The sequence below is a fragment of the Desulfovibrio sp. TomC genome (assembly GCF_000801335.2).
In the GTDB taxonomy this organism is placed as follows: Bacteria; Desulfobacterota; Desulfovibrionia; order Desulfovibrionales; family Desulfovibrionaceae; genus Solidesulfovibrio.
The window spans coordinates 154,183-180,142 of sequence record NZ_JSEH01000009.1 but is presented as its reverse complement, the minus strand read 5'-3'; the positions used below and the strand labels follow the sequence as shown (position 1 = coordinate 180,142).

At 65.9% G+C, this 25,960-nt stretch carries 22 protein-coding genes; 10 read left to right on the top strand and 12 right to left on the bottom strand.

What is annotated here, in order from left to right; genetic code table 11:
- Positions 1-132: 132 nt before the first annotated feature.
- The gene (locus NY78_RS10790) at positions 133-1,068 is read left to right on the top strand and encodes a cytidylate kinase family protein (protein WP_053062191.1); all 936 of its coding nucleotides are present in this window, start codon (positions 133-135) and stop codon (positions 1,066-1,068) included.
- A 36-nt stretch (positions 1,069-1,104) separates the two neighbouring features.
- On the opposite strand, the gene NY78_RS10785 is transcribed toward NY78_RS10790, so the two are convergent.
- The 9 genes from NY78_RS10785 to NY78_RS10745 all read right to left on the bottom strand — a co-directional run bounded on the left by NY78_RS10785 (position 1,105) and on the right by NY78_RS10745 (position 8,701).
- On the bottom strand, positions 1,105-2,190 hold the full coding sequence (locus tag NY78_RS10785; RefSeq protein ID WP_043635463.1) for a sensor histidine kinase: 1,086 nt from the start codon (positions 2,188-2,190) through the stop codon (positions 1,105-1,107).
- Positions 2,191-2,273: 83 nt separating this feature from the next.
- Positions 2,274-2,726, bottom strand: coding sequence for a response regulator (locus NY78_RS10780; RefSeq protein ID WP_043635459.1), 453 nt, complete (start codon positions 2,724-2,726; stop codon positions 2,274-2,276).
- A 10-nt stretch (positions 2,727-2,736) separates the two neighbouring features.
- On the bottom strand, positions 2,737-3,450 hold the full coding sequence (locus NY78_RS10775; RefSeq protein ID WP_043635457.1) for a hypothetical protein: 714 nt from the start codon (positions 3,448-3,450) through the stop codon (positions 2,737-2,739).
- Positions 3,447-3,833, bottom strand: coding sequence for a response regulator (locus NY78_RS10770; RefSeq protein WP_043635454.1), 387 nt, complete (start codon positions 3,831-3,833; stop codon positions 3,447-3,449). The genes NY78_RS10775 and NY78_RS10770 overlap by 4 nt, the downstream gene beginning before the upstream one ends.
- 6 nt (positions 3,834-3,839) lie before the next feature.
- Positions 3,840-5,558, bottom strand: coding sequence for a sensor histidine kinase (locus NY78_RS10765; protein ID WP_231583913.1), 1,719 nt, complete (start codon positions 5,556-5,558; stop codon positions 3,840-3,842).
- Positions 5,555-5,905, bottom strand: a complete 351-nt coding sequence (locus tag NY78_RS10760; protein ID WP_043635449.1) for a NifB/NifX family molybdenum-iron cluster-binding protein — start codon at positions 5,903-5,905, stop codon at positions 5,555-5,557. The genes NY78_RS10765 and NY78_RS10760 overlap by 4 nt, the downstream gene beginning before the upstream one ends.
- Complete coding sequence (locus tag NY78_RS10755) at positions 5,902-7,179, bottom strand: sigma 54-interacting transcriptional regulator (protein ID WP_043635447.1); 1,278 nt, start codon at positions 7,177-7,179, stop codon at positions 5,902-5,904. The genes NY78_RS10760 and NY78_RS10755 overlap by 4 nt, the downstream gene beginning before the upstream one ends.
- 84 nt (positions 7,180-7,263) lie before the next feature.
- On the bottom strand, positions 7,264-7,683 hold the full coding sequence (locus NY78_RS10750) for a hypothetical protein (protein ID WP_043635444.1): 420 nt from the start codon (positions 7,681-7,683) through the stop codon (positions 7,264-7,266).
- A 46-nt stretch (positions 7,684-7,729) separates the two neighbouring features.
- A complete protein-coding gene (locus tag NY78_RS10745) occupies positions 7,730-8,701 on the bottom strand; it encodes a sulfite exporter TauE/SafE family protein (protein ID WP_043635442.1) in 972 nt (323 codons plus the stop codon).
- A gap of 305 nt (positions 8,702-9,006) precedes the next feature.
- Between NY78_RS10745 and NY78_RS10740 the strand changes: the two genes are divergently transcribed.
- From NY78_RS10740 to NY78_RS10725, 4 genes are all read left to right on the top strand, one after another.
- On the top strand, positions 9,007-10,044 hold the full coding sequence (locus NY78_RS10740; RefSeq protein ID WP_043635439.1) for a sigma-54 interaction domain-containing protein: 1,038 nt from the start codon (positions 9,007-9,009) through the stop codon (positions 10,042-10,044).
- A 344-nt stretch (positions 10,045-10,388) separates the two neighbouring features.
- The gene (locus NY78_RS10735) at positions 10,389-12,011 is read left to right on the top strand and encodes a peptide chain release factor 3 (RefSeq protein ID WP_043635437.1); all 1,623 of its coding nucleotides are present in this window, start codon (positions 10,389-10,391) and stop codon (positions 12,009-12,011) included.
- Between the two features lie 343 nt (positions 12,012-12,354).
- Positions 12,355-13,809 carry a sensor histidine kinase gene (locus NY78_RS10730; protein ID WP_231583912.1) on the top strand — a complete coding sequence of 485 codons (1,455 nt, stop codon included), beginning with the start codon at positions 12,355-12,357 and terminating at the stop codon, positions 13,807-13,809.
- The gene (locus NY78_RS10725) at positions 13,806-15,164 is read left to right on the top strand and encodes a sigma-54-dependent transcriptional regulator (RefSeq protein WP_043635436.1); all 1,359 of its coding nucleotides are present in this window, start codon (positions 13,806-13,808) and stop codon (positions 15,162-15,164) included. Before NY78_RS10730 ends, NY78_RS10725 begins: the two co-directional genes overlap by 4 nt.
- Before the next feature lie 111 nt (positions 15,165-15,275).
- Here NY78_RS10725 and NY78_RS10720 read toward each other — a convergent pair whose 3' ends face one another.
- Positions 15,276-17,300 carry a S16 family serine protease gene (locus tag NY78_RS10720; RefSeq protein ID WP_043635434.1) on the bottom strand — a complete coding sequence of 675 codons (2,025 nt, stop codon included), beginning with the start codon at positions 17,298-17,300 and terminating at the stop codon, positions 15,276-15,278.
- Positions 17,301-17,551: 251 nt separating this feature from the next.
- Between NY78_RS10720 and NY78_RS24690 the strand changes: the two genes are divergently transcribed.
- From NY78_RS24690 to NY78_RS10700, 5 genes are all read left to right on the top strand, one after another.
- Positions 17,552-17,713 carry a hypothetical protein gene (locus NY78_RS24690; RefSeq protein WP_156180924.1) on the top strand — a complete coding sequence of 54 codons (162 nt, stop codon included), beginning with the start codon at positions 17,552-17,554 and terminating at the stop codon, positions 17,711-17,713.
- Positions 17,714-17,719: 6 nt separating this feature from the next.
- On the top strand, positions 17,720-18,259 hold the full coding sequence (locus NY78_RS10715; RefSeq protein WP_043635432.1) for a universal stress protein: 540 nt from the start codon (positions 17,720-17,722) through the stop codon (positions 18,257-18,259).
- A gap of 54 nt (positions 18,260-18,313) precedes the next feature.
- On the top strand, positions 18,314-18,610 hold the full coding sequence (locus NY78_RS10710; RefSeq protein ID WP_043635430.1) for a hypothetical protein: 297 nt from the start codon (positions 18,314-18,316) through the stop codon (positions 18,608-18,610).
- A 104-nt stretch (positions 18,611-18,714) separates the two neighbouring features.
- Positions 18,715-19,773: a sulfite exporter TauE/SafE family protein gene (locus NY78_RS10705; protein ID WP_043635427.1), complete on the top strand. Its 1,059-nt coding sequence runs from the start codon at positions 18,715-18,717 to the stop codon at positions 19,771-19,773.
- Between the two features lie 312 nt (positions 19,774-20,085).
- A complete protein-coding gene (locus NY78_RS10700) occupies positions 20,086-20,757 on the top strand; it encodes a metallophosphoesterase family protein (RefSeq protein WP_043635425.1) in 672 nt (223 codons plus the stop codon).
- Between the two features lie 233 nt (positions 20,758-20,990).
- On the opposite strand, the gene NY78_RS25755 is transcribed toward NY78_RS10700, so the two are convergent.
- Both NY78_RS25755 and NY78_RS10690 read right to left on the bottom strand, forming a co-directional pair.
- Complete coding sequence (locus tag NY78_RS25755) at positions 20,991-23,570, bottom strand: PEP/pyruvate-binding domain-containing protein (protein WP_047960135.1); 2,580 nt, start codon at positions 23,568-23,570, stop codon at positions 20,991-20,993.
- Positions 23,567-25,960, bottom strand: a complete 2,394-nt coding sequence (locus tag NY78_RS10690) for a PEP-utilizing enzyme (protein WP_047960134.1) — start codon at positions 25,958-25,960, stop codon at positions 23,567-23,569. The genes NY78_RS25755 and NY78_RS10690 overlap by 4 nt, the downstream gene beginning before the upstream one ends.

The following is a 25,960-nucleotide window of genomic DNA, read 5'->3' as shown; positions in this document are numbered from 1 at the left end:
CGGCCAAGCCCCCCTCTCCTGACCAACCAGCCTGACCAGCCCGGACCGTGGCCTCCTCCTCTGGCGCACCAGCCCCAACCGGCGTATACAAAAACACCGCAAGCGCCGTGCATGCGCACCAAGGAGTCGCCAATGACCGTTGTATCGCTTTCCAGCGGACTCTACTGCCAGGAAGAGGCCGTTGTCGCTGCCCTGGCCAAGGCCACGGGACGCCCCATCGTCACCGACAGCGCGCTCATCCAGGCCGCCGCCGACCTGTCGGGGCTGGAGCCGGACCGGATCAGCCAGGTCTTTGCGGCCAGGACGCCGTTTCTGGCCCGGTGTAGCCACGCCAAAGAGCAGGGGCTCGCCTGGCTGCGCCTGGCCTTGGCCACCCGGCTGGTCGAGGACGAGAACCTGCTGTTGACCGGATGGTGCGCCGTGCTTGTGCCGCGCCGCATCACCCACGTTCTGGCCGTGTGCCTCATTGCCGACGCCGCCAGCCGTCTGCATGTCGCAACGCAGGCCGGGTTGCCGGCCGCCGAGGCCCGGCCGGCCCTGGAACGAAACGACACGGACCACGTTGCCTGGACCCGTCTGGTCACCGGCCAGGCCGACCCCTGGGACCCGGCCCTGTACGACCTGCTCGTGCCCATGGACAAGACCGCCCCCGAGGCCGCCGCCGCCCTGATCCTCGGCCACCAGAACGATCCGGCCGTGCGCCCGACCGAGGCCTCCCGGGCCGCTGCCCGGGACTTTCTCCTGGGCGCACGGGTGGAAACCGTCCTCGCCGGCCATGGCCACGGCGTGGCCGTCGCGGCCAGAAACGGCCGGGTCACCCTGACCATCAACCGGCGGGTTCTGTTTCTGGAGCGGTTGGAAAAGCAGTTGCGCGCCGTAGCCATGCGCATTGAAGGGGTCCAGGACGTGATGACCAAGGTGGGCCGGGGCTTTTACCAGAGCGACATCTACCGGCAGGCCGATTTCGAACGCACGGCCCACTGCCTCCCGACCATCGAGACCCGGGAATTCATCCAGGCCCAGTCCGAACGGCTGGAGCGCCGCGAGGACAGCCGGCAGCCGGCCTGACCGGCAACGCACGAGGGAAAAGGGGAAACGGATAAATCAGAAACCGGGGAAACGGGCGATAAACCGGCAGCCGCCGCCGGGGCGGTCCTCGTAGGTGATGTCGCCGCCAAGGCCCCGGGCCACGCCGCGCGCCGCCGCCAGCCCCAGGCCGCTTCGGGTGTTGGAGTCGCGGGTGGAAAAAAACGGTTCGAAGATGCGTCCGGCCACGGCCGCGGCAATGCCCGGCCCGTCGTCGGACACGGTCAAGGTAAAGGCCCCGTCGCCGGCGGCGGCCTCGATGCGGACCCGGCCGTCCCGGCCGGCCACCGCGTCCAGGGCGTTGTCCACCAGCACCGAACAGACCAATTCCAAGGCCCCGGGCGGGAAACAGACCACCAGATTCTGGGGGGCGGCGTTGTCGCACACGACGCCAAGTTCCTGGATGCGCCCGGCCCGGTCGGCCAGGACAGCATCCACGGCCTCGCGGGGACGGATGCTCGCGGGGCGCGGATCGAAGCGGCCGCCGCACTTGAGCAGGTTGAGCATGATCCCCTTGATCCGCGTGCCTTGCCCGGCAATCTGGCGGGCCGACTGGCGGATTTCGTCCGCCGTCTCGGCGCAGGACTCGGGCAGATCGTCGCACAGGTCCTCGATCCAGCCGGCCAGGGTGGTCATGACCGTGACCGGGTTGTTGATTTCGTGGGCCGCTCCCTCGGCCACCCGGCCCAGCGCGGCCAGACGGTCGACTTCGATAACCCGGGAGGACTCGGCCCGGTCCAGCTTGCGGCCGTAGGCCCGGGTCAGCGCCGCCACAAGTTCGTCGAAATCCAGGCTCTTGGACAGATAATCGGCTGCTCCGAGCTTCATGCCGGCCACAGCCGATTCCACCCCGGCCTGGCCGGTCAGCATCAGGGCCTCGCCGGCAAACCCGGCCTGTTTCAGATCGGCCAGCACCTCGATGCCGTTTTTCCCCGGCAAATTGACGTCGAGCAGCACCAGATCCGGCGGGGACGCGGCCGCCGCGCGCAGCGCCTCGTCCCCGTCGGCCGCAACCGTCACCGAGAAGTCGCGGCTGGTCAGCCGCTGCGCCAGCAGCGCTGCATAGAGTGGCTCGTCGTCAACGAGCAGGACGGATATCGGCATCGGCCGTCTCCTCCATGGTCCCTGCCTGCGCCCCGCGCCTTGCGGCGCGGCCACACGCGGGACCTTCCTGCGGACGGTGCGCCCTACTCTTTGTCCTCGTTTAAGATGTCATGGGCCTCATCAAACGCGCCGGCCTGGGCAAAGGTGGCGGCCACCATGGCGTCGTCGAGCTTGTCGCGGTAGGCCTTTTTGACCGTGCCGAGCAGTTCGTCGATTTCCACCGGCTTTTTGTGGTAGTGGAAGGCGCCGAGCTTTTTGACTTCCTCTTCAATGGCCTCGTTGCCGTGGCCGGTCAAAATGACGACGCGCACCTCGGGGTTGCTCTTGCGGACCTTGCGCAGCACTTCCATGCCGTCGATGCCAGGCATCCGCAAGTCGAGCACCACCACGTCCGGGGCGTCGGACTGCACCGCCTCCAGGGCTTCCTCGCCGGAGTAGACCACCCGGGAGGGCACGTCGCGCATCTTGAGGCGCTCAGACAGGGTGTTGACGAAGTTTTCCTCATCATCGACCAGCAGCAGCTTGATCTTTTTCATGGCAGTCTCCTTATGAGGCCCCGTCCGCTGCGGGCGGACATGAAGCCGGTGGTGTCGTTGGCTGTTCCCGAAAAACAAGGGTCAGGCGGTCGCCAGGGACAATCTCGGCCCCGGCGGCCCGGGCCGCATCCAGGCAGGCCTGCCGGGCTTCGTCGCAAAATCCGCCTTCGCCCGAGGCAAAGGTCACGGTCAGGGCGTCGCCGGCCGCCTGGCAGGTCAGGCGCACCTCCCCGCCCATGGGCAGATGGGGCAGGCAGGCCAAAAGCGCCAGCAGAACCGGCCCCAGGTAGTCGGCCCGGCGTATCGCCGGCCAGTCCTTTGCGTCGTCGGCCTGAGGCGCAGAAAGCACGGCAGTGATCTTGCGGCGCTTGAGCAGCCGTTCGGCCAACAGCAGCACGGCCGCCAGGGCTTCCGGCGGGCTGGCCGGCCGGCCGTCCCGGTCCAGGCTGTGGGCGGCCAGGGCCAGGGCTTCGGTCAGGCCCACGGCCCGGGCCAGCTGGCCGCGCAGCATGGCCAGGAGTTCCACAAAGCGTTCGCGATACTCAAAGCCGCCCTTGATGCCGAGCGTACGGCGGCGGGTGCGGACATCGGCGGCCAGACAGTCCTCCATCAGGCCAAACGCCTGGGTGAAGGTGGCGTAGATGTTCATGAGATCGTGGCAGGCCGTTCCCGTCACCGTGGAAAGAAACAGGCCGTCGCCGTTCTCGGGTACGGCGGCGCTCATTGGGCTTTCCCGGCCACGGCGGCCGCCTCGGCGATCTTGGCCAGCAGGGCGTCGAGTTCCAGGGGCTTTAACAGGTAATCAAAGGCCCCAAGCTTCATGCCTTCCATGCCGTCGCGGGTGCCGGCCTGCCCGGTGAGCAGGATGACCTGGATTTCCGGGTTGGTGGCCTTCAAGTGGCGCAGGATGTCCAGGCCCTTAAGCCCCGGCATCATGACGTCCATGACCACCACGTCGGGTTTTTCGGTTGCGATTTCCCGCAAGGCCTCCTCGCCGGAATAGACGCAGCGCACCCGCAGTCCCCGAAGCGCCATGCGTTCGGCCAGGGTGGCGGTAAATTCCTTCTCATCGTCCACAAGCAGGATATTGACGTCGTGTATGCGCATCGCGTGCTACGCCTCGTGTTTGGGATGTTTGGGAAAGCGCAGGGTAAAGGCCGTGCCATGGTCGATCTCGCTCTCAACGCCGATCTCGCCGCCAAGGCGCTTGACGATGCCATAGGTGATGGACAGCCCCAGGCCCGTGCCCTTGGTCTTTTTGGTGGTGAAAAACGGCTCGAAAATGCAGGCCAGGGTGTCCTTGCTCATGCCGCAGCCGTTGTCGCGCACTTCGACCACAATGCCCTCGGCCTCGCCCCGGGTCCGCACCTCGATGTGGCCGTTGTCCGGGACGGCGGCCAGGGCGTTGTTTAAGATGTTCAAGAACACCTGCTGCAGCTGGCCCCGGTCGGACATGATGCGCGGGGCGTTGTGGTCGAGATCAAGGATCAGCTCGATCTTGCGGTGCAGGGCCTCCTGGGTGAGAAAGCCGCTGGTTTCGGTGATCACGTCGTTGAGGTCGAGTTCCTCCAGGCTGACGTCGAGGCGGCGGGCGAAGCCGAGCATGCGCCGGGTGATGTCGCGGCAGCGCATGACGGTCTTTAACACCGAATCGATCAGGAGCAGGTAGCGCTCCTTGTCCGGGAAATCCTCGCGCATCCCGATCAGATCGCGCATCAGTCCGGTCTTTTCGTTGATGACCGCCAGGGGGTTGTTGATCTCGTGGGCCACGCCGGCCGCCAGCCGGCCGATGGAAGAAAGTTTCTGGGCGTGTTCCACCTGGCGCAGGGCCAGCTCGCGGTGTTCCTCGGCCTCGCGCATCCGGCGAAGGAGCAGATCGGTCAGCTTGTAGGAGGCCAGGAACACGGCCAGCACCCCGGCGCAGAAGATAAAGACCAGATCGCCGCGCACCGTGTACCAGGTCCGCAGCATCTGGGCCTTGGGCTTGATCGCCGCCAGCACGAAATCGCTTTCCGGGAAATAGGTATAGGCCAAAAAGATGTCTTCGCCGTCGGCGTCCTGCTGCTGGAGCACCGTGGCTTCGAAGGTCGGCGGCGGCATGGGCAGGGAAAAGGTGTCGAGCACCTTGCCGAAGCGCTGGGAACTGGTCTGGAGGATGCCGGCCCGGTTGAGCAGAAAGGCGTCGGAGCCCGGTTCCAGCCCCATGGAGGCAATGATCTTGTCGAACTGGTGGGTATCAAGCGTGGCCCGCACGATAAAGGGTTCGCCAGAGGCCAGGGTGTGGCGCACGGCCACGACCACGTGGGGAAATTTACGGAACCCCATGAACACATCGGAAATATAGCGGCCCTTGACGCGCACCTCGTTAAACCAGGTCTGTTCGGCGTAGTTGTGGCCTTTGAGGGCATAGGGACCGACGTAATTGACCAGCTCGCCCTTGTCGTTAATGAGGCCGATGTCGACGAACCCGACGTATTCTGTCTGCAGGATCTTGAGAATCCGGGCCAGATCCGGTTCATTGGCCAGCTCGTTAAAGGTGTAGGCCTGGGCAATGAAGCCCACGGCCGAGGTACGTTCGGCCAGAAACAGCTCGAAGGAGTTTTTCGACTTGTTGACGATGACCCGCAGCGGGTTTTGGATCTCGCGCGACAGGGCTTTCTGGTATTCGTGGTAGTTGAGCCAGGCCATGATGGCCAGGGGCAAGGTGGCGGTAATGAGCATCAAGGCCGTGATCTTGCGGCGAAGCGACTTATAGACCCGGGGGGTGACGATCACGTCGGAGGAACCGAGACCTTCCAGATGTCGTTTGAAAGCTGCGCCAAACATGCTCATGCCCCGCCCTGGGGAAACAGGATGTCCCCTGAAGTGAGCCGCCCCCGGGCCAGACGATCCAGCACCGGGCCAAGTTCGCCGGCCACGTTGTCGATGACGTCCACCCGCTTCCAGCGCAGGTAGTGGTAATATTCCTCTTCCACCCCCCCGGCCACGACGGTGTCGATGTTGTGGGCCAGGACGTATTCGCAGAGGTCTTCACCGGAATTGCGGGCGAAAATGATCTCGGAGCGGGATGTCACCTCGCCAGCATCGTCAATATCGCACACCAGGGCCTCGGCCGTCTTGTCAAAACGCCAGGCCACCTCGTTGCCGCGAAGGGCAATGAGCACCCTGTGTCCGCTCATGACCCGCTCCTTTTGCCGGCCGGCTCTTTCCTGGCTTTGGCCGCCTTGGGTTTGGGCGCGTCCCCAGACGTCCCGGCCGTCCCCGATCCGGCGGCCGCGGCCGGGGCCGGGCGCACCGGCACGTAGACCGGCAGGTTGGCCGGCACGATCAGGGAGGTCTTGGAGGTCATGACGGCGTATTCGACGATGTTGCGCAGCTCGCGCACATTGCCGGGGTAGGGATATTCGGCCAGGACGCTCATGGCCTCCGGGGAAAATCCCTTGACGTTTTTCTTGAAGCGTTCGGCAAAGCGTTCGGCAAAATAGGCCAGCAAAAAGGGCAGGTCCTCGCCCCTGGCCCGAAGCGGCGGCAGGTCGAGGCGCAGCACGCTGAGCTCTTTGTAAAAATCCGGATCGAGCAGGCCCTTTTCGGCCAGTTCTTCGGGATTTCGCTGGGTGGCGAAGAGCAGCCTGAGGTCGAGGGGTTGCGGCGTCGTTTCGCCCTGGGGGCACACGCTGCCGGTTTCGAGAAAGGCGGCCAGACGCTGTTGCAGGGGCAGCGGCACATCGGAGAGTTCCGGGAAGAACATGCTTCCCCCGGCCGCTTCCTGAAAGCGGCCGCGAATCCCCTCCAGGCCAGAGCCTTCCTCGGCCGCGCGGCCAAAGAGTTCGGCCTCCAGCAGATCGGCCGGCAAAAAACCCAGATTCATCCGCAAAAACGGTCGTTTGGCCCGCAGGGAACTTTCATGGATCAGCTCGGCGATGAGATCCTTGCCCGTGCCGGTCTCGCCGACCAGGAGCACCGGCCGGTCGGACCGGGCAAACTCCGGCAGCACCGAGAGGATGTCCTCCATCACCGCGCTCTTGCCGATCAGCGCCCCCAGGCCGGACTTTTTCGTCAACATGCCGTCGGTCCCCCGCTGGGCCAGTTCTTCCACAAAGTCCACGCGGTACAGGGGTTGGCCGTCCGTAGTGCGCACCAGCCGGGAGCTTAAGCGCACGGGTATCTTGCGTCGGCCCCGGTTGACGATGTCCGTGTCCAGGGACGGCTCGCAGCCGTCCTGGCGCGTCAGGGGACAGTCCCGGCCGCACTGGGCTGTGCGCAGCACGTGCCGGCAGGGCAGTCCCCGGGCCTCGTCCAGGCTGAAGCCGGTCAACCGTTGCAGATACCCATTGAGGTAGAGGACTCGCCCGAGGCTGTCGTAGACGGCGGCCCCGAGCGGCAGCGCGTCCAGGAAACCGGGCAAGTCCAACCCACTCTCGGCAAACCAAACCGCCTTGTCCGTTGTTGCCACGCTCACTCCTCCATGCCTGCGGCGCTTCGCATACTGCGAGGTGTCACGATAGTCGAACCGCCGGCCACAGGGAAGCGGGCAGGCCTAGTGTCCCCCGCCGCCGACGATGCCGGAAGCGGCAAAGGCAAGCACCAGGATTTCCAGCACGGCGATGGCGGCGAAAATCGGCTCCTTCTTTTTCAGGTACGCGCCAATAAGCGGCACATAGCACAGGATGGTCATGCCGGCCAAAAGCACGATGCCGATAAAATTGAGAAAATCACCCTGGCCGATAAGTTTGAACCAGCCCCAGCCCGTGGGCACGTTGCCCTGGGCCAGGTAGGCCTTGACCGGCTGGGACCACAGCTGGGTCACGGTATCAAGCGGCACATGGGGGGTGACCACGCCGCTTATGTAGAGCACATAGGTCACGGCCATGAGGGCCAGGGAGCCCCAGCAGCCATAAAAGAGCATGTTGGAGTACAGGACCTGTTCCGGTGGGGTCTTCGAGGTATCGGTGCTCATGGAAATCTCCGTTTCGTGTCGTGTCGTGAGTGGTTGTAAACGAGGCTCAGCCGATGCCCAGGCCCTTGAGCAGCGCCTTGGCTCCGGAGAAAAGGAGCACGCCAATAACCATGTAGCGAATAAACTTCGGCTTGGCTTTGGCCAGAAGCCGCACGCCCACGAAGGAACCAAACATGAGGCCCACGATGGACGGAATGGCCATGAGCGGAATGACGCAGCCCTGGTTCAAATAGATCCAGGCGGCCGAGGTGTCGGTGATCGACAGCAGGAACTTGGAAGTGCCGACCGCGACCTTGAGCGGCACGCCCATCATGAGGTTCAACACCGGAACGTTGGCCCAGCCCGCGCCCAGACCGAACATACCGGCCATGACGCCGATGATGATGAACATCAAAAGGCCGGGCAGGGTGCGGTGGGTCTTCCAGGCATAGTCCTGGCCCGACGAGGCGTCGTGGTAGACGCCGTTCATCCCCAGGGCAATGCCCAGGGCATCGGGATTTTTCACTTCAGGCACGGCCACGTTCTTCGATTTGAGAATGAGGATGGCGATGAAAAGAATGGTGGCCCCAAGGCAGGTCTGCACGACGTTGGTGGGCAGGGCCAGACCGATCATGGCCCCGACGATGGCGCAGGACGAGGCGATAAGGGCCACGGGCAGGGCCAGACGCAGCGAGGCCAGGTTGCGTTTGAGCAGACCCGGTCCGGCGGCCAGGGCTCCGGCCAGGGCCACCATCAGGCCCGCGCCGCGCACGAAGTCGAGGTGGAACGGGAAAAATCCGCTGACCAGCGGCACGTAGAGCACGCCGCCGCCAACCCCGGCCAACACCGCGATGATGCCGAGGATGAAGCAGAAAAACAACAAGATGAGGGGCCACATCCACCAGGGGCCGGAGGCCCCGGCCTGGGTCAGGGCCTGGGTCACGGCCGCGTCGTTCTGGGCCGCCATGGCGAAGACCGCGATCAGCAGGGCAGCCGCGAGGACCGGCAGGCCCGCTTTCAGAAAAATTTGCCGTTTCATGATCCTCTCGTTCTCCTTTTCCAAGTGGTGTGGTGGGCAGGCCCGGCTCCGGCCGATGGCGCGGGCAAGGCCGTGGTCCGCGGCAATCGGTGCGAACCGTCCCTTGCCACCCCTCTTATCAAGGATTGTGCCTTTTTGAATTAGTTTTAATTTCAGTACATTAACATTTCTCGCCACCCCCAGGACGGCAAACATCTGCCGGCCTGCGGCAAATTTTTGCCGTTGTCATTTTGGGGCCAATAGCGCATGGTGGGCCGTCCCGACAAATGCCACGATGCCCGACGCCACGGACGGTGACGCCAAACATGATTGATTCCAGCATGTTGCTTTGCGGCAAATATTTGCCGCTGGACGCGGACGATCCCGTCACCGCCGGACAGGCCCCGCCTGAAGCAGAATTCCTCTTTTGTTCCGCAGAGATGCAGGCCGTCTACGACCTCGCCACCCAGATCGCCCCCTCCGACGCCTGCGTGCTCATTTCCGGCGAAACCGGCACCGGCAAGGAACTGCTGGCCCAGTGCATCCACAACCTCAGCCGGCGGCGCAAAAAACCCTTTGTCCCGGTCAACTGCGGCGTGCTCAAAGGCGAACTCTTTGCCGACAAATTCTTCGGCCACGAGGCCGGAGCCTTCACCGGCGCAGCCAAGGTCTCGCGCGGCATCTTCGAGATGGCCGGCGACGGCACCCTGTTTCTGGATGAAGTGGGCGAAATCCCAGGCATAAACCAAGTCGATTTCCTGCGCGTGCTGGAAGAACGCTCCTTTCGCCGGCTCGGCGGAGAGCGGCCCATCCGCTTTGCCGCCCGGATCGTGGCCGCCACCAACCGCACACTCACCGAAATGGTGCGCCAGGGAGCCTTCCGGGCCGATCTCTACTACCGCCTAAACGTCGTGCCGCTTGTCCTGCCGCCCCTGCGAGAGCGTAGCGGAGACATCGTTTTTCTGGCCGAGTATTTCCTGTCCATCTACCGCCAGCGCTACCACAAGCCCGGTCTGCGCTTCACCAAGGCGGCCCTGACGGAATTGACCGGTCATGACTGGCCGGGCAATGTGCGGGAGCTTAAAAACCTCATCGAACGCCTGGCCCTTCTCAGCCGCGAAGGCCCCATCGACGCCGGCGACTTGCCCGAGGACATGCGCCTTGGCGGCGAAATCGCCCCCCGGGGGTCCGATCCCAATGCCGCCGTCACCCTGGACGAGGCCGTGAAGCAGGCCAAGACCCAGGCCATCCTGCGGGCCTTTGCCGCCTGCGGCGGCGACCGGGCCAAAACCGCCGAACGCCTGGATATAAGCCCCCGCACCCTGCGCCATCTGGTGCGCGAATTGGGCATTCGGAAGATATAAGAGAAGAAAAGAGGGAAGATGCCTCCGGCGGCCGGGAGGGGGTAACCCCCTCCCGGACCCTCCCTGACAGGGGTTAAGGGGGACGCATTTCCACTCTGGCCGGCCCGTCCAAACGCGCCCCGCCACCAGTCCCGGGATGCAAGGCCGTTGACCTGCGCGCCCGGGCAGCCTATGGCCTTTCGCGCATCCACTCTTATTTGTAACGGCAGTGCCCGATCGAGGCTGCGGCGCACAGCCGAAGCCCTCCCTGGCTGCGGCCATCCCGGATGCACCCTTTCCCCTGACGACGCCAAGCCGGCAACGCCGGCCCAACACGGTACCCCAAACGCCATTGAGGCCACGACATGCAAGATCAGTTAAGCGCCCGGGAACTGCGCCGGGAAACCGCCCGGCGGCGGACCTTCGCCATCATCAGCCACCCTGACGCCGGCAAAACCACCCTGACCGAAAAACTCCTGCTCTTTGGCGGAGCCATCGACATGGCCGGGGCCATCAAGCCCAAAAAAGCCGGCCGCCACGCCACCTCGGACTGGATGGCCATCGAGCGCGAGCGCGGCATCTCCGTGACCTCCTCAGTCATGAGCTTCGATTTCAACGGCTGCACCATCAACCTGCTCGACACCCCGGGCCACCAGGACTTCTCCGAAGACACCTACCGGGTGCTGACCGCCGTGGACTCGGCCCTGATGGTCATCGACAGCGTCAAGGGCGTTGAGACGCAGACCAAAAAGCTCATGGAAGTCTGCCGGATGCGCACCACGCCGATCATTACCTTCATCAACAAGCTCGACCGCGCCGGCCGCACCCCGTTTGAACTGCTCGACGACATCGAACAGAGCCTTGGCATCGAGGCCGCCCCCATGACCTGGCCCATCGGCATGGGCAAGGAATTCAAGGGCGTCTACGACCTGCGCAACAACAGCCTGCGCTTTTTCGCCCCCCAGTCCGAAAAAGGCTCGCGCCCCCGGGAATCCGTGGTGGTCCAGGGCCTGGACGATCCGGCCCTGGTCGAACATCTGGGCCAGGCCAGCGCCGACGAACTGCGCCAGGAAATCGAGCTGTTAAACGGCGCCGGTTATCCCTTTGATATGGAGCGCTACCGCAGCAGCCAGCAGACGCCGGTCTTTTTCGGCAGCGCCATCAACAATTTCGGGGTCAAGGAGCTGCTCGAAGCCTTTACCGAGCTGGCCCCGCCTCCCCGGCCCCGGCAGGCCAAGACCCGGGAGGTTGACCCGCTCGAAGACCATTTTTCCGGGGTCGTCTTCAAGATCCAGGCGAACATGGATGCGGCCCACCGCGACCGCGTGGCCTTCGTGCGCATCTGCTCGGGGCAATTCACCCGGGGCATGAAGCTGCGCCACCACCGCCTGGGCAAGGACATCAAGGCGGCCAACGCCATCCTGTTCATGGCCCAGGACCGCACCGGCGTCGACGAAGCCTGGCCCGGCGACATCATCGGCATCCCCAACCACGGCATGCTCAATGTCGGCGATTCGTTAAGCGCCCGCGAACCGCTCATCTACCTCGGCATCCCCCACTTCGCCCCGGAGCACTTCCGGCGGGTGCAGCTCAAAAACCCGTTCAAGGCCAAGCAGCTGGAAAAAGGCCTGGGCCAGCTCTCGGAAGAAGGGGCCATCCAGTTTTTCAGGCCCACCATCGGCACCGGCATCATCCTCGGGGCGGTCGGCGTGCTCCAGTTCGAGGTCATTGCCGAACGGCTGGCCACGGAATACGACGTGCAAATCGACCTGCTCACGACCCGGTTCGTGGCCGTGCGCTGGCTGGCCTGCGACTCCAAGGACACCCTGACCCAGCTTGAGCGCGAAGAGCCGCAGGCCATGGTCAGGGACGCCGGCGGCCATCTGGCCATGGTCTTTACCAGCGAGTGGGAACTGGGGCGCACCGTTGAAAAATGGAAGACCATCCGCTTCGAAACCACCCGCGAATGCGGCGGCGAATCGGCCTGACGCCAGCGGGCGATGCGGGGAGAGAAAGGCATGCCTCCGGCGGCCAACGGGGTTGAACCCCTTTGGAAACCCCACCTCGTCTACGGTCTCCGTTATTTCCTTCCCCGTAGCCTTCCTGTTTGGGGCGCGCATTTGGCCTCGGGCCTGGCCCGAGGCCAAATGCGCGCCCCAGGCAGGGAGGGTCCGGGAGGGGGTTACCCCCTCCCGGCCGCCGGAGGCCTCTCCCGCCTTCCGTCCTCCCGCTCTTTTTGCCTCAATCGTGGCGGCTGACAAAGTGCGCTTGCCCGCGTACCCTTGGGACGAAACAAGCGATCGCTTCGGCCGTTAACCTTGGGGGGACGCATTGCGCACGTTGACCCTTCCCTGGGCATCCCTGCCCCATCTCACCATTCGCCAGAAGGTGTTGGTCGGCGTCATCATTCCCGTGCTGATCTTCACTGTGGTCGGGGTGGTGTCCTTTAACTACCTGATTCGTCTGGAAGGAACACTTGGCCTCATGGAAATGGCCGACGACCTTTCCAACGACATCCTGGAAGTGCGGCGCTACGAAAAGAACTTCCTGCTCTACGGCCACAGCGAAGACTTCGACGAATCCCTGCGCTACATCGAACAGGCCCGCGCCATGGTTTCCGCCATGGCGGCCGACGTCCGGGACGGCCGGGCCAGACAGGGTATCGCCACCCTGTCCCAGGCCCTGGACGACTACCAGGCCAGGGGCCTGGCCCTTCGCGCCGACCAGGGGGCGGCCGCGTCCGCCCAACTCCTGGACGATCTGCGCCAGTCCGGCAAGGACATGGTGGACCTGTCCCTGGAAATCAAAAACACCGAACGCAGCCGCACCCTCCAGTTGGTCGCCACCCTCAAGCGCCAGCTCCTGGTCTCGGGGATATTCATCACCGTATCCGGCATCGTCCTGGCCCTGCTCCTGGCCCGCAAGATTCTGCGGGCGCTCTCGGTCATCACCCAGGCCACGGCCGAGATCGGCCAGGGCAATTTCAAGACCCTGGACGTGCCCTCGTCCAACGACGAGACGCGCCACGTGCTGGAGGCCTTTAACCGCATGACCCGGGAGCTCAAACGCCGCCAGGAACAGCTGATCCAGGAGAAAAAACTGTCCTCCCTGGGTGTTCTGACCTCCGGCATCGCCCATCAGCTCAACAATCCCCTCAACAACATCTCCACCTCCTGCCAGATCCTTATCGAGGAACAAGGCGAGTGCGATCCGGTCTTTGCCGCCAAGATGCTCGGCAACATCCAGCAGGAGATGCTGCGGGCCAGGGACATCGTCAAAGGCCTGCTCGAATTTTCCCGGGCCAAGGACTTCAGCGTCAAACCCACGCCCCTGGCCGGCGTGGTGGCCAATGCCTTCCGGCTGGTCTCAAGCCAGGTGCCGTCCGGGATCACCCTGTCCCAGAACGTCCCGCCCGACCTCGTGCTCGATCTCGACGCCGCCCGGATGCAGGAGGTCCTGATCAACCTGCTGTTAAACGCCGCCCAGGCCATCGAGACGCCCCCCGGCTCCATCACCGTCACGGCCGGGCCGGACGCGACCCCGGGCATGGCCGCCATTGTCGTGGAAGACACCGGCGTCGGCATCCCGGATGAGGACCTCGGCAAGGTGTTTGATCCCTTCTACACCACCAAGGAGGTGGGCAAGGGCACGGGCCTTGGCCTGTCCATCGTCTTTGGCATCATCGAAAAGCACCACGGCTCCATTGCGGCGGAAAAATCCGCCGGCAAGGGGGCGCGTTTCGTCATCCGCCTGCCGCTCCCCGGCAGTCTCCCGGAAACGGCATGAAGGGCGGCGCCATCCTCATCGTCGACGACGAAGCCATTGCCGTGGAAAACCTCGGCCACATCCTGACCCGGGAAGGCTATGTCGTCTCGACCGCGGCCAGCGGCGAAGAGGCGCTGACCATCCTGACCGAGCGCGAGTTCGATCTGGTGCTGACGGATTTGCGGATGAAGGGCCTGGATGGGCTGGCCGTGCTGGCCGAATCCAAGCGGCTGTGGCCGGACACCGAAGTGGTGGTCATGACCGGGCACGCCACCGTGGCCACGGCCGTGGAAGCCATGCGCCTGGGGGCCTGCCACTACCTGACCAAGCCCTATGGCCTGGCCGAGGTCCGGGCCACCGTGGCCGAGGCCATGGACAAGCGGCGGCTGCGCCTGGAGGTGGCCCGGCTGTCCCGGCAGGTGGCCGAGATGGGCCGCACGCCGCTCATTATCGGCGAAAGTCCGGCGGTCCAGGCGCTCAAAGACAATATCCACCACATCGCCCCGACCGATTCCACGGTGCTCATCCTCGGCGAGACCGGCACGGGCAAGGAACTGGTGGCCCGGGCCATCCACGAGGCCAGCCTGCGCAACGACCGGCGCTTTTTGGCCATCAACTGCGGCGCGTTTAACGAGGATCTCCTGGCCAACGAACTCTTCGGCCATGAAAAGGGGGCGTTTTCCGGGGCCTCGACGCTTAAAAAGGGCCTCCTGGAAGTGGCTGGCGAGGGGACGCTTTTTCTCGACGAGATCGGGGAGATGTCGCTGACCATGCAGGTGCGTCTGTTGCGCGTGCTCCAGGAACGCCATTTCTTCCGGGTGGGCGGCACCCAGGAAATCCCGGTGACCGCGCGCATCCTGGCCGCCACCAACAAGGACCTCAAGGGCGACGTGGAGCGCGGGCTGTTTCGCGCCGACCTCTATTACCGGTTAAACGTCATCACCCTGCGCGTGCCGCCGCTCTCCGGCCGCCGCCAGGACATCCCGCTTTTGGCCGCCTATTTTATCGCCAAGTACGCCGCCGCCATGGGCAAAAAGCTTTCGGGCTTTTCCTCCGAGGCGGTGCGGCGGCTGATGGCCTACGAATATCCCGGCAACATCCGGGAGCTGGAAAACATCGTCCAGCGCACCGTCATCATGGCCAAGGGCGACGTCATCGAGGCCGGCGACCTGCCCCAGGATTTAAGCGGCGACGCGCCGAGCCTGGTCAAGCACGAGGCCCCGCCGCTGGTCACCCTGGAAGAGCTGGAGCGCCGCCATATCCAGGCCGTCATGGCCGCCTGCGACGGCAACAAGACCCGGGCGGCCGAAATCCTCGGCATCGACCGGGTGTCGCTGTGGCGCAAGGTCAAGCGCCTGGGCCTGGATGGGGCGTAGGAGAGGCAGGAAGAAAAAGCGATGCCTCCGGCGGCCGGGGGGGAGAATCCCCCCCGGACCCCCTTGATGGGATGGGAGAAGTGTTTCGAGGGGCTTGGCGCCGGCGGCCCCTCAGGCCAGGGCCAGGGGCAGCGCCTCCAGGACCGTGCGCACAAAGACCGTCTCCAGCTCCAGGCCGTCCCCCTCGGCCAGCCCCAGGGCGTCCGGGCGGTTGCCCTCGGGCAGGATGACCCGCCGGACCCCGGCCCGGGCCGCGGCCAGCATCTTCTCCCGAATGCCGCCCACGGGCAGGACATGGCCGGTCAGGGTGATTTCCCCGGTCATGGCCACGTCGGAACGCAACGCCCGGCCGGTGTAGAGCGAGGCCAGGGCCAGGGCCAGGGTCAGGCCGGCGGAACTGCCCTCCTTGGGAATGGAGCCGGCCGGAATGTGCAGATGCAGGTCGTCGGTGAGAAAGACCTGCGGCTCGATGCCGAGTGTTTCGGCCTGGGAGCGCACGAAACTGAGCGCCGTTTTGGCCGACTCGCACAGCACCTCGCCCAAAGACCCGGTCATGGTCAGCGCGCCAACCCCCTGCATGCGGATGGCTTCCACGAAAATGATCTCCCCGCCGTAGCCGGCGTAGACCAGCCCGGTGGCCACGCCCACCCGGGGGCTGGCCCCGGCGGCTTCCCGGACAAAGCGCGGCGGGCCGAGCAAGGCCGGCACCAGGGCCGCGTCAACGGTCACCGGCGTTGCCCCAACAGCCGAAGCGCCGGCCCCGCCCTCCAGGCGCAGCTTGGCCAGCTTGCGGCAGATGCGGCCAAGCTCGCGGTCGAGATTGCGCACCCCGGCCTCGCGGGTATAGCCGTCCACCACCACGCGCACGGCCTCGGGCGTGACCACCGGATAGGGATGGGTCAGGCCATGCTCCCGCAGCTGGCGCGGCAAGAGATGGTCCTCGGCGATGCGGATCTTTTCCCCGGCGCTGTAGCCCTGAAACGGCACCACCTCCAGCCGGTCGAGCAACGGGCCGGACAGTTCCCCGACGTCGTTGGCCGTGGCAATAAACAGCACCTGGGACAGGTCGAAGGGCACTTCCAGATAGTTGTCCACAAACTGGCCGTTCTGCTCGGGATCCAGCATCTCCAGAAAGACCGCCGCCGGATCGCCCCGGAAATCCTTCCCGACCTTGTCGATCTCATCGAGCATGAAGACCGGATTGCGGACGCCCAGCCGGCTTAGGGACTGGAGCACCCGGCCGGGCAGCGCCCCCACATAGGTGCGGCGGTGGCCGCGAAGCTCGGCCTCATCCCGCAGCCCGGCCAGGGAAATGCGGTGGAACTTGCGGCCAAGAGCCTCGGCGATGGCCTGCCCGACCGAAGTCTTGCCCGTGCCCGGAGGCCCGGAAAAACACAATACCGGGCTGCGAAAGGCCGTGGGAGCCGCCTTTTCCCGGGACAACCTGGCCACCGTGGAGCGCAACTCATCAAGATTGACCGGCTTGGCCAGATAATAGACCGCGCCCTGGCGCATGGCCGCAACCGCCGTGTCCACCGTGGCAAAACCGGTCACCAGCATCACCCGGGTGGCCGGCGAGAGGACCCGGGCTTCGGCCAAAAGCTCCAGCCCGTCCATCTTGTCCATCTTGAGATCGGTGATGATGAGATCGAACTCCCAACGCCGCACTTCCTCCAAGGCCTCAAGCCCGTTGGACGCGCCGCGCACCTGATAGCCTTCCTTGCGCAGCACATGCTCCAGATTGGCCCGGGCAATGTCCTCGTCGTCCACCACCAGTACATGAAAACCCGTGGCGTTTCGCAGCGACCGGGAGGCCAGATACTCAAGCACCCGGTCCTTGACCTGCCCCAGGCCGTGATGCCGGCCGGAAAGCACCGCCTCGGCCCCGGGCAGATCCAGCCGGTCCGGCGTGGCCACGTTCCAGGGCAGCCCCAGCAGATAATCCAGATAGGCCAGACCGACGCCGTATTCGGCCACCGACGGATCGGTTTTGGTGAGCCGTTCCAGTTCCCGCCGGGCCGCCTCCCGGGCGTGCTGCGGCAACTGGGCGGTCTCGATGCGGGCGGTCAACTGCTCCAGATCGCTGGTGGGGGACGGCGGCAGCGCCCCCTCGGTGCGTTTTTGAAAAAAGAGCATGGTCTCTCCGATGGTTTCCCCCCTGGTACGTGGTTTTTCGGTCCCGGCGCAACTGCCAGTTTTCAAGGTGGTGCATTTTGCAATAGCCGTTGCGTAACGCAACGGCCTTAAAAAAGCACTTGGCGAAATCGCGTTGCACATCGCAACGATATTTTTTTCTTCCCTCAAATATACCTAATAATTTCAAGGAACAATATCTCGGCACGCTTCTTGTTATAGAGGAGAACATCGAGATCAAGGAGGACACTGTCATGGCCAGTTTCAGGGAACGTGTGGAAACCGTTTTTGCCGCCCTGGCCTTTGCCGAACACAATCTGTCCGAGGAAGCGCTCGAAATGACAGCGCAAACGGAACAGAAGAAGACGGCCGCCACGGCCAAGCGGACCGACAAGCGGCCGCGGGTGCGGGTCTAGACGGTCATGGTCAAGCGTTTCGGCGATGCGCCGGAAACGGGAATCCGCCCCAAGCGCATGTCCCGTCTGCGCAAATACCTGGAAGATGCCGGACAGAACGTCGGCCTTGCCGAGCACGGTCTGTACGGCATCGACCAGGAGCCGATGACCTCCGGGATCGAAGAGAAGAAGATCGTGGCTGTTTCCACCGCGCCGGAATTTCCCCAATCCCTGATCCGCCGCGCCCTGGGCGTGGCCGGTCGCCTGGGAACGGAGATCGTGGGGCTGACGGTGGCCCAGCCGGAAGAGGCCGACCAGGCAGGCCAGCCCGGCAAAGCCCGGGAGTTGTTCCTGCAACAGGCCAGCCGTTCCGCCGGGGAGTTCGCCCTGGAAGCCAAACGGCTTGGGGTTGGATTTCGCCATGTGGTGCGGTTTGGCCGGCCGGCGGATGTGGTTGAAGCGGAATGTGGACGACTGCGACGGGTCGAATTCGTATTGGCGGCCAGGGAACAGCGGGCAAAAGACGGTTTTCAGGTCAGCATGCCCCTGTTTGAGGTCACAGGCTAAGGTGGACGCCGTTCCACCGCCACGACGACAGCCAAGAAGGAAGGAAAGACGGTTATGAAAGTGCAGAAAAAAAAGCCCATGGGCAAATTGGCGGCTTACGGCCTTGGCAGCGCAATCCTGTACGCCTGCGTGTACCTGTTCCAGGAGCCGCTGTTGACCACTGCGGCCAAGGGCGGAATGTACACGGCGGTGCCGATCGCCACGGTCTTCCTCTTCTCCTGGGTTCACGGCACCTTTGCCGGCACCCTGTGGGAAGTGCTGGGCATCAACGCCGTCAAGAAGGCCTCTGTCCAGGCTCCGGTTGCCGCCCCGCGCAAAGACACGCGCCCCCGGGCCACGGTCAGCGCCTAAGGCGTCGCGCATCCGAGAGAAGAGGCCTCCGGACCCCCCAACTGGTTTCAGGAGGACGGCAGCAACTGTAACGTCGCTCCGCACGATTTGAAGGAGAGCAAGACATGGATATGATGAGCGAAGCCACCCGGTTTATCCAGCTGGACCCCGCCGGGATCACCTTTCTTTTCATCGTCGGTTTCATTGGCGGTCTGGTCAGCGGGTTTATTGGTTCCGGCGGGGCTTTCGTCCTCACTCCGGGCATGATGAGCCTTGGCGTGCCCGGCACCGTGGCCGTCGCCTCCAACATGTGCCACAAATTTCCCAAAGCCCTGGTCGGGTCCATCAAGCGCTATAAGTACGGTCAGGTGGACATCAAGCTGGGCCTCTATCTGGCGGCTTTTGCCGGCATCGGCGTGCAAATCGGCATCAAGATCCAGAACTACATCCTGAATTTGTGGGGAACGGCCGGTTCCGACCTGTACGTGAGCGTCTCGTTTGTCATCGTGCTGGTGGTTGTGGGCGGCATCGTCATGGCTGACGCAGTCAAGTCCGCCCGCTCCTCGTGCAGCACGGAGCAGACCTGCTCCCTGGCCCTTCGCCTGCAGAAAATCGAACTGTGGCCCATGATGACCTTTAAAAAGGCCAACCTGCGCATCTCCCTGTGGTTCCTGCTGCCCGTGGGTCTGGCCACCGGCCTGCTGGCCGCCACCATCGCCGTCGGCGGCTTCGTCGGCGTCCCGGGCATGATCTACATCCTGGGGGCCACCAGCCTGGTCGCCTCGGCCACCGAGCTGGTCATCGCCTTCGTCATGGGTCTGGCCGGTTCCGTCAACTGGGCCATGCAGGGCATGATCGACATCCGCCTGACCCTTATCATCCTCGGCGGTTCGCTCCTCGGCGTGCAGCTCGGCGCTATCGGCACCACCTACGTCAAGGAACACATGATCAAGATCGTCATGGGCACCATCATGCTGATCGTGGCGGTCTCGCGGGCCTTGGCCATGCCGAAGTATCTGGTCAAGCTCGGCATGATGGACACCAGCGAAGCCACCTTGGAACTGCTCAGCAAAGTAAGCTTCGGCTTCATGGTCGTCTCGCTGGTGGTCGGCGCGGTCATCATCCTGGGCAGCATGTTCCGGGCCAAGCGGCCGGCGGACGAGGCCGTGGCCCAGGAAGCCTAGTCCGACACAGCCTTCAGGCCATGGCGCACCATGGCAGACCATGGCGGGGCCTTTGCAAAAAGGTCCCGCCATGACCGTTTTGCCCCCCCGCTGCCGCGCCAGCCTCCCGGCTGCGGCAAGTGCCCGACAGCTCGCCGCACACACCAGCTTCACCAGCCCGGCCGCGACCCGCCCACCTTCCCGGCCTTGTCGGGGAAGCGGCCAAGGCGTAGTCAGACCGCTCATGCGCCTGATCGTAACCACGCACGCCGCGCCTGGGGCCGCTTCCCGGCAGCGGCACAGCCAGCAACCGGGGCCGACCGGAGAACCTCCATGCCTGTCACGCCGCTTCCCCACACCCTCTTCGCCGTCGGCGACATCCACGGTCAGGCAGAGAAGCTCGACGCCCTGCTCGGCCGTCTGGATGGCCTCGACCCCACGGCCCAACTGGTATTTCTGGGAGATTACATCGACCGGGGCCCAGACTCCCGGCAGGTGATCGACCGGCTGGCGGCCCTGGGGAACAAACGCCCGGACACCGTCTTTCTCCTTGGCAACCACGAAGCCGCCCTGCTGCGCTACGACGCCTCGCGCTCCCCGGAAGACCTGCGCCTGCTGCGGCGTTTTGGCTTTCAGGCCACGCTTGACAGCTACGAAAGCGCCCCCGGGGACCAGGGCATCGACTTCATGCCCCAGGAACATCAGGATTTTTTCCGGAATCTGCACCGCTGGCATCAAGCCGGTCCCTATGTCTTTTTCCACGCGCCCCTGCCAGACGACGCCGACCCGGACGCTGCCCAGGGCCTGGCCCTGGAAAGCCTGCTGTCCAACCGGACCCTGCCCCGGCAGGGCTGGGCAGAGAGCGGCCGGACCCTGGTCTTTGGCCATGTGCCCCTGGAGACGCCGCTGGTCGCCCCGGGGCTGATCGGCGTGGACACCGGCGCAGGCTGGGGCCGGGTGCTCACAGCCGTGGAACTGCCGATGCTGCGCTTTCACCACGCCTAAATGAGACGCTGAAGTCGTAAGAATGCCTCCGGCGGCCGGGAGGGGGTAACCCCCTCCCGGACCCTCCCTGCCCGGGGCGCGGCTGTGCCCTCGGGCTTGGCCCGAGGGCACAGCCGCGCCCCAAACGGGAAGGATACGGGGAAGGGCATAGCGTGGCCTGCAGACGAGGTGGGATTCCAAAGGGCACTGCCCTTTGGCCGCCGGAGGCATGCCTTTCTCTCCTCCCCTCCCCTCTACTCGCTCTCCAAACGCTCCAGGCCGTAGTCGCCAGCCAGGAAGGCGGCGGCCACGCGGCCGGGCATGTCGTCGTCGATCATGGCTGCGTCGAGCAAGCGGCTAAAGCCCAGGAACCGGCCGAGCATCTCCATCTTGGCCCGGATCGTCTCCCGGGAGCCTTCCACCAGCACGGCTGTGACCATGTCGCCCTGGCGGGTGGTGAAGAACTCTTCCTGGCGCATGACGGTTTCCACGAACACGGCCCGGCGGTTGCGCTGAATCTCGGCCGTGCCGCCGCCTTTGAACCGGAAGCGGATGGAATTTTCCCGCGGATTGGCCCCGCAGACCGCGTCGATCATGGCGAAATGGTAGTCCACCCGGGCGTTTAAGTTGAGATAGTCCCGGGCCACCAGGGCGTAGTTGGGATTGCCGACCGGCCGTTCGCTGCGTCCGTCCAGGAGCGAGCGCGACAGCAACCCGGTCACCCCGGCAATGGGCGGGGCCTTGCCCCAGCGAAGCCCCGGCGTGGCCATACCCCGGCACAGGGCGGCAAGCGGTTCGCAGGCGATGGCCTCGACCCCGACCACGGCCCCGCTCCCGGCCGCCATGCCGCCGCCCAGGTCGATGATGAGAAAGGACAGGCCCTGGTCGTCCTTGAGCCGGCGCACCAGGGAAAAGGTCTCTTCGGCAATGGCGTCGCCGGCCTCGAACAGGGCAATGACCGCCTTTTCATGGCTGTAGCGCACCATATCGTGCAGGCTTTGGCACTCCAGGATGGAAAAGGTCGGGCCGTAGGCATCGGTGAGGTTGAGCGGCAGCACCAACTCGCGCAGCGAGGCGGCGGCGTCGTCGGGGCGCGCGGCCCGGCGGGAGATCGGGGCCGGCGCGCTTTGCCACACCAGCGGATCGGCGGCCAGGACCATGCCCCGGTCGGCGTCGGCCAGCACCCACTCCCCCTCGGGCAGGGCCGTGGTGGCCGTGCCCAGGCCAATGATCATGGGGATGCCCAGTTCCCGGGACAGCCCGGCCAGATGGTCCAGGGGATTGCCCATGTCCACCAGGAGTGCGGCCACTTCCGGCACCAGGGAGGCCGCGTCCACAAGGCTCTGGTGCAGGGCCAGCACCACCGGCCTGGGGGCCTTGGCCGCCCGGTCAAGCTCCTGGCGGGTACGGACCACGGCCAGCCGGCCGGCAGCCTTGCCCGGCGAGGCCGCCACCCCGCCGGACAACAAAATCTGCCCCGCGCCTCGGCCATCCGGGAAGCCGGGTTGGGCCGGGGCTGCCGGCCGGACGAGTCTGGCCGGGCGGGCCTGGAGAATCCAGACCGCGCCATCCTGGTCAATGGCCCATTCGATGTCCTGGGGACAGCCGGCCAGGGCTTCGATGCGCAGCCCGTGGTCGCGCAGCAGGCCGATTTCCGTCGGAGCAAGCAGGGCAGCCAGCCGGTCCTGGTCCGGGACGGTTTCCAGGCGAAGGCCGCCGTCGTCGGCCAGGACCTCGCGCACGGTTTTTTCGGCCACAACGGCCGGTGTTGCTTCGATGGGTTCCCGGCCGATGTCCCGGCTGGGGCGGTAGAGATCGGCCGGGGCCTGCCCGGACACGGCCTGGGTGCCCAGGCCAGGCACGGCCGAGAGCACCATGCGCCCGCTGTCCGGGTCCATGGGGTCCAGGGTGAAAAGCACGCCGGCCGTGCGGGCATCGACCATCCGCTGGCCGAGGACAGCCATGTCCACCGACTCCCGGGCCAGCCCGGCGGCGGCCCTATAGGCCATGGCCCGGGCCGAAAAGGCGCTGGCCAGCACGTCCTTGAAGGCGGCCACGGCGGCCGGGAAGGTGCGCACCCCAAGCACGCTGGCATACTGTCCGGCAAAGGAGTGCTCGGCGCCGTCTTCCGAAGAGGCGCTGCTGCGAATGGAGACGGCCCGGGTTTCGCCGTCGGACAGGCTGTCCCAGGCGGCGCGCAGTTCGGCTGCAAAGGCTGCGGTCGGGGTCGAGGCGACGATCATGTCCCGGGCCTGCCGGGCCAGATCGCCGAGATCGGCCCCGGGGGCCCGGGCCTGTTGCAACAGCGCCTTGAGGCGATCCTCCAGGCCGGTCTGGCGCAGGTAGACCCGGCAGGCCCGGCGGGTGAGGCACACGCCGTCCGGCACGGGCAGCCCGGCCCGAATGAGGCCGCCAAGGGGCGTGGCCTTGCCGCCGGCCTGTTCGCGCATATCCGGCGTGACCTCGCCAAGGGCCAGCCACAACCGGCGCGGGGCCCGGCTGTAGCGTTCCAGGGCGGCGTCCAGGCGGCGTTCCAGGCCGGCCAGCCGGGGATAGAGGGCCTCATGTTCGCCGTCGGTCAGGCGATTGAGGCCGTCGGCCAGCTCCAGCACAATGGCCCGCAGCTCCCGAAGCGTTTCGGCCAGCCGGGACGGCTCATTCTCGCGCAGAAGCCTGTCCACCTCGGCCAGGGTTTCGAGGGCCCGTTCGTTGTTGGCCAAAAGAACGCGGAAGATGTGGTAGCGGGCCTTGATCCAGCCCAGGGCCACCGTGCTTTTGCGCGCACGCCGCCGACGCCAGGGCGCGGTCAGCCAGGCCCACCATCCCGGGGTCATAGCGCCTCCTGCGAGAGGGCCTCGACGGCGTCCAGGCCACAGATGTCCAGGAATTCCCTGGCCAGCCGGGCCACGGCGTCCTCGCTGGCCAGTTCCACATCGAGCTGGCGGGTGTAGGCGGAAAGCGCCCCCAACAGGCGCAGGACTGCCAAAGCCTCCCCGGCTTCCATGAGTTTTCGCTTGCCGACCACCAGATCGCCCTGCCGGCTGGCCCGAAAGCCCAGGCGCGACAGCACGGTCAGGATAAGCCCGGCCCGCCGGGCGCGGCGGTCGCTGTCGGCAAAGCCGCCGGCAAACCGGAAATAGATGAAGGTGTGTTCCGGCCGGTCCGACACCACGGCATCGATCACGCTGAAATGGTAGCCCAGGCGCAGGGTGATGTTGGCGTAATCAGCCGCCGCCAGGGCCAGATTGCTGCCGACCATGCCCGGGGCGGCAGCCAGGGCCTGGGAGGTGCGGCCAAGCCCGGCCATGATGTCGCCCAGGCGCAACCGGGCCGGACCCTGACGCCAGACCGAGCGCAGCAGCAGGCCCTCCAGAAACGCCCGCAGCGGCCGGCTGAGCACGTCGTCAAGACCCACCGGGCCGCCGGTCCCGGCCAGCCCGCCGCCCACGTCCACGATGCCGAGTTCAAAGGGCGATTCCTCCCGCAGCCGCCGGGGCGCGCCAAGCCCCCCCTGCCCGGTTGCGTCAAGGGCCAGGAGCCGATCCACAGCCTTTTCGTGGGCGAAATGGATGATGTCGTGGCAGGTACGGCACTGTTCCGGGACAAAATTCGCAGTCTTGGGGTCCACCAGGTTGAGCGGCCGGATATGGCGCAGCAGCCGGCGCAGGATCAGGTATTCGGGTTCCGACCCCAGACGCGCGCCCTGCATGGCGGCCTGGCGCAAAAGCGGCTCGACCACGCCCCGGTAGACGGCGGTCTCCTCGGCGTCCACCGTGACCATGGTCCCGACCGGCAGCGAGGCGGCCTCTTTCAGGCCAAAGACCGCCGGCACCCGGTTTTCCCGGACAACCGTGGCCAGATGGCTGGCCGGGGTGCCCACCTCGGCCAACAGCGCCCCAAGCCGGGGAACGAGGCGCGAAAGGGCCGGACTGGCCGTGCGGGCCACGCCCACGGAGCCGAGCGGAACCGAAGCCGGCGGGGTGTCGTCGTTAAGCAGGACCACCGGCCCGGCCCCGACCCCGCCGCAGGCCATCTGGCCGCCGACCAGCAGCCGGTCGGCCTCCCCGGGAGCGGGGTAGGTCTCGCCGGCATCCTCGGGCCAATCCGGATAGGCCGTGGCCACCGGTTCCAGACCGGTCAGCCAGAAACCGCCGTCCTCGGCCAGGACCCAGGACAGCAGGCATGGGCCGCCCAGGGCGCGTTCGGCGGCCAGCCCAAGCTCGGCCAACAGAGCGGTCTGGGGCGGGGTGAGCCAGCTTGAGCCGCGAAGCGAATGGCCCCGCCCCGGGCCGGCAGGACTGCCGCCGGGCAGGGGACCGTCCAGGGGTTTGACGGCCAGCCGGGTGCGCAGCGGGGCGTGCGGCGCATTGCGGGACAGCCAGGAACGGTCCATCAGGCCGGCTGGCGTCCCGGCCTGGGGCCGGCCCTGGGCCACGGCCAGCATGGCTGGGGGAAGATTGGGGTCGTGGGCCAGGGTTTGCAGCGTGCCGGCCACGGACCCGGTCAGGTGCGGCCGCACACAGACGGCCACAGGGCCGGCGTGCCCGTGCGTCTCGGCAAAGCCCGCCACGGCCTGTCCGGCCTCGCGAGGACCGGCGGCATAGGCCGTAGCCAGCACCGTTCCCGCGCCCTCGGCCCCGGCGGCGACCAGGGTCAGTTCCAGGGGCCGGGGACCGCCCAGGCGCGAAACGAGTTCGCCAACACCCGCTTCCACCTCGGCCAAAACGGCCGCCCGCTCCCCGGTTGCAGCCTCGGCCATGCCCGTGACCGTGACCGCCAGTCCGTCCGGAGCCGGCAGTCCCATGCGCCGGCCGAGAACGGCCAGCCCAACGCCAGCCAGCCCGACCAGCGGCTCCATCTCCCAGCCGATTTCGGCAAAAGGGAGCAGCCAACGGCCGGCCAGCGGTCCCATGCCGCCGGCCAGGATGTCTTCCAGGGCGTCCTTGACGGCCAGGGCGGCGTCGTAGAGGGCCACATACCCTTCCCCGGCCATGCCGTTTAAGTGGTAGGCCGAGAGGTGGGTCAGGCGGCAGACGTCGCGCACGGCGCTTTCGAGATAGGCCGTATCGAAGACGTACTCGCCGCCAAGAGCCCGGTCCATGCGGGCCATGCCTTCCAGGGCGGCGGTGTTGCAGGCCAGAATGCGTTTGAACGTGCGAAACAAAAACCGGGCGGACCCCGGCCCCATGGCTTCGTGTTCCTTGTGGTCCCGGTTTTTGCCCAT